The sequence below is a fragment of the Alicyclobacillus sendaiensis NBRC 100866 genome, from assembly GCF_001552675.1.
Classification (GTDB): Bacteria; Bacillota; Bacilli; order Alicyclobacillales; family Alicyclobacillaceae; genus Alicyclobacillus; species Alicyclobacillus sendaiensis.
Genome location: NZ_BCRQ01000035.1, coordinates 16899 through 28338, shown reverse-complemented (window position 1 = coordinate 28338; position 11440 = coordinate 16899). Strand labels below are relative to the sequence as shown.

Below are 11440 nucleotides of genomic sequence, written 5' to 3'. Positions count from 1 at the left end.
GGTTAGCTCCTCACAATGAAGCCCACCCACCGCACAGCGAGTCACAAACCGGACGTGAACGGGAGTGAGGAATCATGTTGGCGATCCTTTGGTTGTTGACCGCTGCTGTGCTTGTCCTCACGATGCTTGCGGCCTTTGCCATCCCCTCATGGCCCGTGTTGGCGGTGTTCCTCCTCGCTCTCCTGGCAACCATCGGTTACCGGCTGACTCGTGTCCGGGCCGTACCCATCGTGGCGCTTGCCGGAACCCTGTTCCTTTGCGCTTACGATGTCGTGGTGCTCATCCACGTGCTATCAACCGCGCGCTGATCAAACCATCACCGCACCTGCTTCCCCCGGCACTCGACGCCCATACGGAAGTCCTGACATCACGGTTGACAATCGCCACACCCCGAGTTACCATATTCACAAATATCGATATCGATGGTGATCAATGTGGAGACAGACGACATCCTCGCACGTCTCAGTGCCTTGGCGGACAAGAGTCGCTTCACCATTCTGCAAATCATGGCGAAGGGGGCAATTGGCACTTGTTGCGACCGGATCGAAGCGTATGAGAATGGCTGTTGTGTCGCGGACGTGGTTGCGGTCACCGGCTTATCTCAACCGACCGTTTCGCACCACCTGAAGGTTTTGGAAAAAGCGGGATGGGTCCGGAAGGAACTGAGAGGACCTTGGACCTGTTACTTCCCGAACCCCGAAGCGCTCGATGAACTCATTAACGCATTAAAATCCCACATCTATCCATCTATCGATTCTCAAGGAGGATGTTGCCCATGACGGCCTTGAGGCCCCATGTCGCCATCAACGTGCGCAACCTTGAACAGTCTCTCACGTTCTACCGCAACCTGTTCGGTGTCGATCCCGTTCGGGTTCGACCCGGCTACGCGAAGTTCGACATCGACCAGCCTCCGTTGAATTTTACGCTCAATGAGTTTCCGTATGGAGACGCCGGTGCGCTGAACCACCTTGGGCTCCAGGTCACCTCCACCGAAGATGTCCTCGTAGCCAAACAGCGACTGGAAGCAGCCGGGCTCGTCACGGTTGACGAGATGAACACCACGTGCTGCTATGCACTGCAGGACAAGATCTGGGTCACCGATCCGGACGGCAACCGTTGGGAGGTGTTTGTCGTCCTCGATCAGGAAGATGACCGCCTTGACGCCGAGGTAAACGGTGCACAACCATCCGCACCAAGGACGTGTTGCGCACCCTCTGGAAACGCCTCTTCCTGTTGCACAAACTGAGCCCGGTGTGCCGACTGGTGACCGAGAACCGACAACCGACACCCGCACCCTTGTCACGTTACCGAAGGAGACAGAATGACCTATCTCGCGATTGCGCTGTTCGTCGTAACACTGGTCTTCGTCGTCTGGCAACCGAAGGGGTTGTCCATCGGCTGGAGCGCACTCGGGGGTGCCTTGATGGCGCTCTTGTTTCACGTGGTCACGTTGCAAGACGTGATCACGGTGACGAAAATCGTATGGGACGCCACGCTGGCGTTCGTGGCGATCATCGTGATCTCCACCATCCTCGACAAGGTTGGGTTCTTCGAATGGGCCGCCTTGCGGATGGCGAAAGCGGCGCACGGTGACGGGAGGAGGGTCTTCCTGTATGTGACCCTTCTGGGTGCCATCGTCGCTGCCTTCTTCGCGAACGACGGTGCAGCGTTGATTCTGACCCCGATTGTATTGGAGAAAATCAAGCTCCTGAAGTTTGACGCAAAGCGGACGCTGCCGTTCATCATGGCCAGCGGCTTCATCGCCGACACCACCTCGCTGCCGCTCGTCGTCAGCAACCTGGTGAACATCGTGTCTGCGGACTACTTTCACATCGGGTTCGTGAGCTACCTGGCGCACATGGTGGTACCTAACCTGTTTTCTCTGGCTGCGAGCGTCCTTGTGCTGTACCTGTATTTCCAGCACGACATCCCGAAAGCGTACAACCCGCAGGCCCTGCCGGATCCCGCCCGCGCCATCGCAGATCAGGGAATGTTCAGGCTCTCTTGGATCATCCTCGCCGCGTTATTGGTCGGCTACATCCTGACGGAGTTACTGCACTTCCCCGTCTCATTGGTGGCGGGTGCCATTGCGATGGTCTTTCTCATCGCCGGCGCGCGAACGCGGGTGATCCAACCATGGCCAGTGATCCGCGACGCGCCGTGGGCCATAGTGGTCTTTTCCATCGGAATGTACGTCGTGGTCTACGGGCTGCGCAACGCGGGGTTGACCAGCCTGCTCGGCCGCTTGATGGAATCCACCACCCATCACGGGTTGTTCGCGGCGACCCTGGCTACGGGATTCATCGCAGCCATCCTGTCCAGCATCATGAACAACATGCCGACTGTAATGATTGATGCCCTGGCCATCCACGCGACCCACACAACCGGAACCATGCAACAGGCACTCGTTTACGCCAACGTGATTGGCTGCGATCTCGGCCCGAAAGTCACACCCATCGGGTCACTCGCTACCCTTCTGTGGCTGCATGTGCTGGGCAAGAAGGGGATGACCATCACCTGGGGCAGATATGTTCGAACCGGTGTCGTTCTGACCCTCCCCACCCTGTTTGCATCGTTGACCGGGCTGTACCTATGGACATTATTGCTGTCCTGACGAGGAGGAGTGCACATGTCCCGCAAACGCATCATTTACTTTCTTTGCACAGGCAATTCTTGCCGTAGTCAGATGGCAGAAGGATGGGCACGCCACCTTGGCGGAGACAAGGTCGAGGTGCACAGCGCCGGCGTCGAAGCCCATGGCCTGAACCCACGAGCTGTCCTGGTCATGCGCGAGGTGGGCATCGACATCTCGCACCACCGGTCCAAGTTGATTGACCCAGAACTGCTGCGCCAGGCGGACTACGTGATCACGCTGTGCGGCGACGCGAACGACCGGTGTCCCGTGACGCCCCCGAATGTGAAGCGGCTGCACTGGGGATTTCCGGACCCCGCCCAGGCCACGGGCACAGAAGCCGAGGTATTGAACCAATTCCGCGAAGTACGCGATGCGATTGGGAATCGCATACGGGCGTTTCTCCGTGAGGAATTCAGCAGAGATCATGTGGTGAATCCCACCGTGCGATTTGCGGTAAGAGACGATCTCCCTGCCATTTTGTCCATTTACAATCAGGGCATCGAGGATCGGATTGCCACCCTGGAGCAGGACGCCAAAGACACCGCCTATATCGAGGATTGGTTCGCTCGGCATACAGGCCGCTACAGGGTCTTTGTTGCAGAACAAGGACATGAGGTCATCGGTTGGGCCGACTTACATCCATATTCCCATCGTTGCGCGTATGCAGGCGTGGGGGAACTGTCGGTATACGTTCACCGGGCATGGAGCGGAAAAGGTGTTGGACAAGCACTGCTCCGTAATTTGGAAGCCTTCGCGCGTGAAAATGGCTTTCATAAATTGGTCCTGGGCACTTTTCCATTCAATACGGCCGGACAAGCACTGTATCGGAAGATGGGCTTTCGTGAGGTGGGCGTATTTCGGAATCAAGGGCAATTGGACGGAAAATGGGTCGATGTCATGTGGATGGAGAAACTGCTGATGGATGCTGATCCATGATCTATGACCTTCCACACCCCCGTCCCAGCACTCATCGACTGGATCATCAGCCTGTGAATCAGCCTCAGGACTGCCAAAGGTAAGTGCATGGAATGAGGACGACTATTGCATGGATTGAAGAAAGTTTCTTCTAGCAATGAGAAATAGCTTTACAAAAGGCGTCTGAGAAGTGAATTGGCAGAGCACACAGCTTTTGGTCGAAACTTCCCCCGCATTAACGCCATCAAATTTTTGACGGAGGCACGTGCACCAGCACCGCCTCCGTCCACCAAACAATTGACTTCACACCATTCATTGTTCGCAAACTCTGGCTCCTATGTCCGTCAAATAAACTCTTACGAAAACACCGTCCCCCGGTGAACCGGGAAGGCACTCCGTGACTCCACATGTACTTTGTTCTCCACTCGCCCGCTTGGGGCTACTTACATGACGGCCTCCCGGACAAGCCGTCGCACACTCACAGCCCCCCGTGAGGGGCCGTGCTGCCATGGATGAGATCATGGCAGTGAAAACACACCTGTTTCTTCTCGTCACCGCAGTAACGTGCCGGACAACGGTTGCGCACCCCGCCCCGGCACCTTCATCATACCACGCCTATCATGACCAGTCCAGAAGATTGGGCCAAGTCGATAACCTATTTTGCCTTCCCAGGGTTTTGCGATCCCTACCGGCGATCTCGTTGATAAAAGACTGCTTCACGGTTACCGAAAACGTTCGGAGAAATGAACGACGGGGCCACTCACGGCCCCGCCAAGTCAGATATACCCGCGTGCGCGGATGCTTACGAACCGCCCGTCGCCAATCACCAGGTGATCCAACAGGTCTATCCCCATAATCTTGCATGCCTCGTGGACCCGGCGGGTCACCGCGATGTCCTCAGGACTTGGTTCTGGATCGCCCGACGGATGGTTGTGCGCGAGCAAAATGGCACTGGAATTCCCGAGTATGGCCGGCTTGATGATCTCGCGCGGATGGACGATGCTTGAGTCCAAACTGCCGATGCTGACCGTGTTGATTCCGGTCACGACGTGCTTTGTATTCAATAGGAGTACGATCACATGTTCCCGGTCAATCCCATCTAGACTCTCACGCAAGATATCGTACGCATCTTCCGCGCTTCGAATCTGCTTAACTTCTGACGCCATACTCCCCTCGCGCACCAGCGCGATCCTCACCTTGGGTATTCTGTACCCCATGTTCAAACCTCCCGGACCGGCCGTGTGCCTCCATGGGCAGGCTCCCGCCCAAGGAGGCGACCGGTCCCAGGAGGCACGGGGTACAGCCGGATCGGCACTATACCGGCCGAAGCCGTACCTCCAACACGGACCGTCGATGTTGGATTTACAAAATGCAGGAATCGCACAGGCCCAACTCAATCACCAATATGTGTTGCAAAGGACACTGTCTCGCCCACCGTGCCGGGTTAGCGTCCGCACTACATCCTTGCGATGTAGAAACTCCGGCGCATCAAGCGGAACCTCGCATTCGGAAAGATGATGTACCAGTCGTCCCCCATCTCGATACGCCCGTGCACGTATTGGGTACCGACCATGATGTCCACCCCGTCGCCACAGTGCAGGTCTCGTTCGTACTCGCCTGCGTCGGAATGGAACTGCCACCGTTCAATGGCCTCGTTAAATCGCAAAATGCCACGCTTCACTCGCCTTTCCTCCTCCCCTCAGGTGTGCTGTCGCGCGTTGCGCGACGCGGGTACACCGCACTTCCGCCCGCGTCACGGCACCGGAAGTCCTCTGGTGTACGGCACGACGACTCCGCTCATCGTTCCGGAACGACGAACGCGAACGCCATGCCAGTCGGTGAGCGTTGTACACCTCATGGTTCCATTGTCCGAGCCCCTGATGGATGGCACCACAGGACAGAAACGTCATTTTCGCGTCGGCCCGATAACCACGTTTCGATCGACCTGCTCATTACAAATGGTCAGGTCACTTGATTTTCCTTGATAAATCGCGCATTTCTTATGCATGGGAGTCGTTTGAGTGTCAAACTGTGTTATATTCCTGGGCAGATATCGTGAAAGGAGGATGCGGCCGTGGCCCGAGGTGAAGGACAAATCATCCCGCGGGGTACGGCACGGGATGGACGGACACCTGCATGGCAGGTTCGCGTGTTTCTCGGCAGAGATGCGAACGGCAAAAAACGCTACGTGTATCGAACGGTACACGGCTCGGAGCGTGAGGCGAGGAAGGTCTTGCGTGAATTGCTCGCGGAACGGGACAAAGGAACCCTCGTCCAAGAGAGCAAGGATACCGTGGCGACGTATCTCATGCGTTGGTTGGAAACGCACAAGGCGGCCGTGAAGGAACGAACCTTCAACAACGATTCCGATATGCTGAAGCGCTACATTATCCCGTCGTTGGGGCCCATCCGCCTGACCAAATTGCGCCCTCTGGACATTCAGGAGACGTATGCGGAATTGCAACAGACGAGGGGGCTCAGCGGAAGCACCATCCGGCGCGCGCATGCGGTCCTCCACAACGCGTTGCGCCAAGCGGTGAAATGGCAACTCATTCGGCAGAACCCTGCTGAGCTCGTCGACCTCCCGAAGGCCGAGACGACAGAAATGAAGGCCCTCAAACCGGAAGAAGCGGAACGGTTTCTTGAAGCGTGTGCCGGCGACCGCTATGGAACCCTGTTCATGTTCCTGTTGACCACCGGTGTCCGCCCGAGCGAAGCCTACGGATTGCTCTGGGATGAGGTGGACCTTGCCAACGGCACCATCTACATCCGGCGGGTGTTGACGCGCCCCAGAAGCGGAGGGTGGAAGTTCGAAAGCCCGAAAACCAAGAGCGGAATCCGGTCAGTCGTCATGCCGAAGGAAACGGTGGAGGCCTTGCGCGAGTGGAAACGGGAACAAAACGCCATCATCCTCGCCTCGGGGGGCAACTACCACAACCACGGCCTGGTGTTTGCGGCTGAAAACGGCGAACCCCTGCAAGAGCGCAACATCATTCAGCGCCACTTCAAACCGGTTCTGAGAGCCGCCGGACTCGACGAGAACATCCGTCTGTACGATCTGCGTCACTCCTATGCGACGTTGGCCCTCATGGCGGGCGTCCCTGTGAAGGTCGTCTCCTCGAACCTCGGACACGCCGACATCAGCCTGACGCTGAAGGTGTACAGCCACGTGTTCGCCGAGATGAAAGAAGAAGCCGCTGTGAAACTACAGGACTTCCTGTTCCGCAAGTCGTCGTCCGTAGGACGTGCACTGTGATGGACCGGGCATCCCGCGACGAAACTCGTCGTCTGACACCCACGGACACCCAAGAATCTGTTGACACCCATTTGACACCCAAAACGCCGAGCGAGGCTCCGACCATCTCGGAGCCTCGCCCATTTTCCGCGCCGTTACGCGGTTTTTTTGGAGCCACCTGTCGGATTCGAACCGACGACCTGCTCATTACGAGTGAGCTGCTCTACCCCTGAGCCAAGGTGGCACATGGTAGCGGCGGAGGGATTCGAACCCCCGACAGCACGGGTATGAACCGTGTGCTCTGACCAACTGAGCTACGCCGCCATTCGCAACATGGCGGAGAGAGTGGGATTCGAACCCACGAGGCGGCGTTGACCGCCTACACGATTTCCAATCGTGCTCCTTCGACCACTCGGACATCTCTCCGCATTCCAATCCGCTGAAGCCAAGCGACGATTGTTATCATAGCAGCATTCTGCCTCGTCTGCAAGCACAAAATTTCTCAATTGGGACGCCTGCGGCGGTCCCGGGCGGGCCGTACACGCTGCCAAAGCGCGCCGGCCGGGCGCGGGCCGCCGCTGCCCGCGCGGCCCCCTCCCGCACCCTTGCCGTCACTCCACAGGCGCGAGGTTCAAAATGCCGCGCAGGGCCAGCACGTCGTCCAGGATGTAGTCCGCGCCAAGCCGCTCGAACTTGGGCCGTGCCGCCTGGCCCTCGAGACCCGTCAGCACCGCGGCAAACGACGCCCCCAGCCGATCCGCCGCCAGTTTGTCCGCGATGGAATCGCCCACCACCAGCACCTTGCCGCGGATCCTCGGGATGGGGAGCTCAATCTGCAACAGCTTCTCGACGTCCGCTTCCCCCATGAGCGAGCGCAGGTATGAGAACGGGTGAGGTTTCGACAGCGGACGCGCATGTGGCGCCCGCTCTTCCGCCGCCACCACGTCCGAGGCGTTCGTGACGCGCGCCGGATCGAAATACGACAGCCAGCCGAAGTGCTGAAGCGGCACGCGCGTCTCAATCTCCGGCCGCCCGGTGGCGATGCCGAGCGTCACGCCCGCCGCCTTCAGATCCGCGAGCAACGCCGCGAAGGCAGCCGGATCGACAATCGGGTATTCGCTCGTGAGAAAGCCCGCCTTGCCGGTGGCCTTCCCGGTGTACGCGTCGCCGAGATACCACTCCTGGAACGTCTCCTGCCCGACCTGCCACAGGGCGTGCGGGTCAGCCTCCGGCGCGTAGCGAGCGAGCGCCTCCCGCGCCCGGTCCATCAGGTCGGCGCGCGACGCGGCCCCTTCATACAGCGCGTCGTACCCTGTCCAGTCGATCACGTCCCCGGGCAGCGCCTCCCGCACGAGCTTGCCGACGGCCTGAAGCGACGCCACCGAGAAACCTTCCCTGAGGACCGCCCGGACGCCATCCACCACCGCCGGCGACGCTTTCCGCGCGCGCTCGAGCGCCGCCACCCACTCCGCCACGAACACGAAGTACACCATGTCCCAGTTGGCGTTCACACCGATGTTCTTCAGGCCCTCGAGCACCGCATCCCCGCGAAACACGTCGCGGCGAATAGCGCGGATGGCAGCGTCGTCAGGTGCTGGGGAGAAGGCAGGCGAGACGGACGACAAGCCGAGAAAACGATCGCTCGTCAAGAGTTCGTGCACGGTGAGCGCCGACGCGTCGAAGTACCGCTCCTCGCTCAGCATCACGCCGTCGACGTCGAACAAAATGGTCTTGAACATGCCGTCCTCCTCGCCTCAATGCCTCCGGGCAAAGTCGTCCATGAACTGCGCGAGCCGCTCCGCCGCCTCCACCGGCACGGCGTTGTACAGGGACACGCGGCAGCCGCCGACGCTGCGATGGCCCTTCAAGCCCACAAACCCCTTCTCCCCGGCCTCGCGCAGGAACGCCTGCTCCAGCTCTTCGGTCGCGAGGCGGAACGTCACGTTCATCTGCGATCTCGCCCGCACCTCCGCGTGGCCGCGGTAGATCTCCGGGTGGCGATCGATGGCCTCGTACACGAGCGCCGCCTTCTTCCGGTTCCGCTCCGCCACCGCCGCGAGCCCGCCCGCGTTCTCCACCCACGCGAGCACCCGCTCCATCACGTAGATGGCGAAGGTGGGCGGCGTGTTGTAGAGCGAGTCCGACTTCACGTGCGTGCTGTAGCGAAGCATCGTCGGCAGATCCGCGTTCGCTTCGGCCAAAAACGAATCCTTGGCGATGACGACCGTCACGCCGGACGGGCCGAGGTTTTTCTGCGCCCCCGCGTAGATGAGCGCAAAATCCGACACCTCGATGGGCCGCGACAGGATGTCGCTCGACATGTCCGCCACGAGCGGCGAACGCGTCTTGGGCAGCTCAGGCCACTGCGTGCCGTAAATCGTGTTGTTGGACGTGATGTGTACGTACCGGAACGATCCGTCGTCCTCCGGCAGGCTTTCCGGGATGTCCCGATAGCCGCCTTGCGTGGCCCAGTCGTTGACCGCGACTTCGCCAAAGCGCACCGCCTCATCCCGCGCCTTCTCCGACCACGCGCCGGTCAGCACGTACAGCGCGCGATGGCCCTCGCCCAAGAAGTTCATCGGGATCATGGCGAACTGCAAGCTCGCGCCGCCCTGCAGAAACAGCACGCGGTAGTCGTCGGGAATGCCAAGCAGCCGCCGAAGCCGGGCCTGCGCCTCGTTGTGAATGGCCTCGTACGCTTTGCTGCGGTGGCTCATCTCCATGACGCTCATGCCCGCGCCGCGATAGTCGATGAGCTCCTCGCGCACCTCTTCCAGCACCTCAAGCGGCAGGGCCGCCGGGCCCGGATTGAAGTTGTCCACCCGCCTCACGGTCTCCACTCCTTCAGCAGTTCTGTCTCAAGGGCGCGGACGCGCCCGTCCCTGCGCCCGCTTCTCACAGCTCGATGGCCCTGACCAGCCGAATGCCCGGATGCTTCGCGATCTCGTCGATCACGTCCTGCGGCACGCTCTTGTCCACCGACAGGAGCATCACTGCCTCGCCGCCCGTCTCGCGGCGGCCCACCTGCATGCCCGCGATGTTGATGTCGCGATCGCCGAGCAACGTGCCGATGCGGCCGATCATGCCGGGCCGGTCCTCGTGGCGCGTGTAGATGAGGATGCCCTGAATGGGCGTGTCAATGGGGTAGCCATCCAGTTCAACGATGCGCGGCCCGTACTCGCCGAGCACGGTGCCGGTGACGCGGTGCGTGCCGTTGTCCGTGGCAACGGAGATCTCAATCTCATTCGTGTAAATGCGGCCGCGCGACTCGCGCACCTCCTGAACGCGCAGGCCCGCGTCCTCCGCGTACCGGAAGGCGTTCACGTAGTTGACCTCGCCGTCGTACTGGAAGCTGAAGAAGCCCTTCAGCACCGTGCGGGTGAGGTAGCCGCCGTCGGGATCGGACGCGTCGCCGGCGTAGCGCACGGTCATGCTGGAGGGCGCGCCCTGCGCGAGCTGCGCCGCAAAAAGCCCCAGCTGCTCGGCCAACGCGAGATACGGGGCGAGCCGCTCCTTCTGGCGCTGGCTCAGGCTCGGGAGGTTGACGGCGTGCTCGAACGTGTCGTCCCGCAGCACCCGCACAATCTCCTCCGCCACCTGAATCGCCACGTTCTCCTGCGCCTCCACCGTCGACGCGCCGAGGTGCGGCGTCAGCACGACGTTCGGACAACGCCGGAGCGGGTGATCGATGGGCAGCGGCTCCTGCTCAAACACGTCGATAGCCGCGCCCGCCACGCGCCCCGCCTGGAGCGCCTCGGCGAGCGCCATCTCGTCGATGATGCCGCCGCGGGCGCAGTTTACGAGCCTCACGCCCTCCTTCATCTGGGCAATGCGGCCCGCGTCGATCATGTGATGCGTCTCTTTGGTCAGCGGCGTGTGCACCGTGATGAAGTCCGCCTCGCGGATGGCCGTGTCGAGATCGCACCGCTTGACGCCGAGGCTCTGCGCGCGCTCCTCGGTGAGGAACGGGTCATATCCGAGGACGGTCATGCCAAACGCCTTGGCGCGCTTCGCGACCTCCGTGCCGATGCGGCCCATGCCGAGCACCGCGAGCGTCTTGCCGCGCAGCTCGACGCCCACCCACTTCTTGCGGTTCCAGTTGCCCTCGAGGAGATCCCGATGGGCCGCGGGGATGTGCCGCGCGAGGCTGATCATCATCGCGAAGGTGTGCTCGGCCGCCGCGATGGTGTTGCCGTCCGGCGCGTTGATGACCAGGATGCCGCGGCGCGTGGCCGCCTCGAGATCGATGTTGTCGACGCCGACGCCCGCGCGCCCGATGACCTTGAGCTTGTTCGCGCTGTCGATCACGTCCCGGGTCACGCGCGTCTGCGAGCGCACCACGAGGGCGTCCGCGTCCGCGATGGCCTCCTTCAGCTCGTCCGGCGTGAGGTTGGTCCGCACCACCACCTCCGCGCCCTCAAGGCCCGAGAGGATGTCCAGTCCCGCCTGGGAGATGTCGTCCGTCACCAAGATCTTGGTCGCCATGTTGTCTCTCACCACTCCTAAGTACAATGAACGGCCCCTAGTCACTGCGCGCAACGCGCGTAAGTGCCCAGGCGGCCGGCTCTCGGACTGTCGCACTCCCCCGTGGTCACCCACGTCATCCGCCAGTCATGCGACAGCGTCTCTATCATCTTGGATCACAGTTCTGACTA

The 11440-nt window shown here is 60.9% G+C and carries 11 protein-coding genes, 3 tRNA genes, 1 pseudogene and 1 riboswitch; of the genes and pseudogenes, 7 read left to right on the top strand and 8 right to left on the bottom strand.

Features of this window, described 5'->3' with window-relative positions:
• The first annotated feature begins 74 nt into the window (after positions 1-74).
• The 6 genes and pseudogenes from AS26_RS08430 to AS26_RS14220 all read left to right on the top strand — a co-directional run bounded on the left by AS26_RS08430 (position 75) and on the right by AS26_RS14220 (position 3571).
• Positions 75-308, top strand: coding sequence for a hypothetical protein (locus AS26_RS08430; protein WP_062308405.1), 234 nt, complete (start codon positions 75-77; stop codon positions 306-308).
• 117 nt (positions 309-425) lie between these two features.
• On the top strand, positions 426-779 hold the full coding sequence (locus tag AS26_RS13830) for an ArsR/SmtB family transcription factor (RefSeq protein WP_169793482.1): 354 nt from the start codon (positions 426-428) through the stop codon (positions 777-779).
• On the top strand, positions 776-1246 hold the full coding sequence (locus AS26_RS08425) for an ArsI/CadI family heavy metal resistance metalloenzyme (RefSeq protein ID WP_062308401.1): 471 nt from the start codon (positions 776-778) through the stop codon (positions 1244-1246). Before AS26_RS13830 ends, AS26_RS08425 begins: the two co-directional genes overlap by 4 nt.
• 75 nt (positions 1247-1321) lie before the next feature.
• Positions 1322-2614, top strand: coding sequence for an arsenic transporter (locus AS26_RS08420; protein ID WP_062308398.1), 1293 nt, complete (start codon positions 1322-1324; stop codon positions 2612-2614).
• Positions 2615-2629: 15 nt separating this feature from the next.
• Positions 2630-3034: pseudogene (gene arsC, locus AS26_RS14225) on the top strand (arsenate reductase (thioredoxin)); the annotation flags it as partial.
• 27 nt (positions 3035-3061) lie between these two features.
• Positions 3062-3571, top strand: coding sequence for an arsinothricin resistance N-acetyltransferase ArsN1 family A (locus tag AS26_RS14220; protein ID WP_157068467.1), 510 nt, complete (start codon positions 3062-3064; stop codon positions 3569-3571).
• A 755-nt stretch (positions 3572-4326) separates the two neighbouring features.
• Here the strand turns inward: AS26_RS14220 and AS26_RS08405 are convergent.
• Together AS26_RS08405 and AS26_RS08400 are read right to left on the bottom strand one after the other, a co-directional pair.
• Positions 4327-4767, bottom strand: a complete 441-nt coding sequence (locus AS26_RS08405) for a JAB domain-containing protein (RefSeq protein WP_062308395.1) — start codon at positions 4765-4767, stop codon at positions 4327-4329.
• A gap of 239 nt (positions 4768-5006) precedes the next feature.
• The gene (locus AS26_RS08400) at positions 5007-5231 is read right to left on the bottom strand and encodes a DUF5348 domain-containing protein (protein ID WP_062308392.1); all 225 of its coding nucleotides are present in this window, start codon (positions 5229-5231) and stop codon (positions 5007-5009) included.
• 393 nt (positions 5232-5624) lie between these two features.
• Here AS26_RS08400 and AS26_RS08395 point away from each other — a divergent pair, with 393 nt between their 5' ends.
• Entirely contained in the window at positions 5625-6806 is a 1182-nt protein-coding gene (locus AS26_RS08395; RefSeq protein WP_157068466.1) for a tyrosine-type recombinase/integrase, read from the top strand.
• Between the two features lie 148 nt (positions 6807-6954).
• Here the strand turns inward: AS26_RS08395 and AS26_RS08390 are convergent.
• The 6 genes from AS26_RS08390 to serA all read right to left on the bottom strand — a co-directional run bounded on the left by AS26_RS08390 (position 6955) and on the right by serA (position 11270).
• A tRNA-Thr gene (locus AS26_RS08390) sits at positions 6955-7029 on the bottom strand.
• 3 nt (positions 7030-7032) lie between these two features.
• Positions 7033-7109, bottom strand: a tRNA-Met gene (locus tag AS26_RS08385).
• A 10-nt stretch (positions 7110-7119) separates the two neighbouring features.
• Positions 7120-7211 (bottom strand) — tRNA-Ser (locus AS26_RS08380).
• A gap of 185 nt (positions 7212-7396) precedes the next feature.
• Positions 7397-8524, bottom strand: coding sequence for an HAD family hydrolase (locus AS26_RS08375; protein ID WP_062308388.1), 1128 nt, complete (start codon positions 8522-8524; stop codon positions 7397-7399).
• A gap of 15 nt (positions 8525-8539) precedes the next feature.
• Positions 8540-9616, bottom strand: coding sequence for a 3-phosphoserine/phosphohydroxythreonine transaminase (gene serC / locus AS26_RS08370; protein ID WP_062308384.1), 1077 nt, complete (start codon positions 9614-9616; stop codon positions 8540-8542).
• Between the two features lie 64 nt (positions 9617-9680).
• Positions 9681-11270: a phosphoglycerate dehydrogenase gene (serA, locus tag AS26_RS08365; protein ID WP_062308382.1), complete on the bottom strand. Its 1590-nt coding sequence runs from the start codon at positions 11268-11270 to the stop codon at positions 9681-9683.
• A gap of 58 nt (positions 11271-11328) precedes the next feature.
• A riboswitch (ZMP/ZTP riboswitch) is annotated at positions 11329-11410 on the bottom strand.
• Positions 11411-11440: the final 30 nt, after the last annotated feature.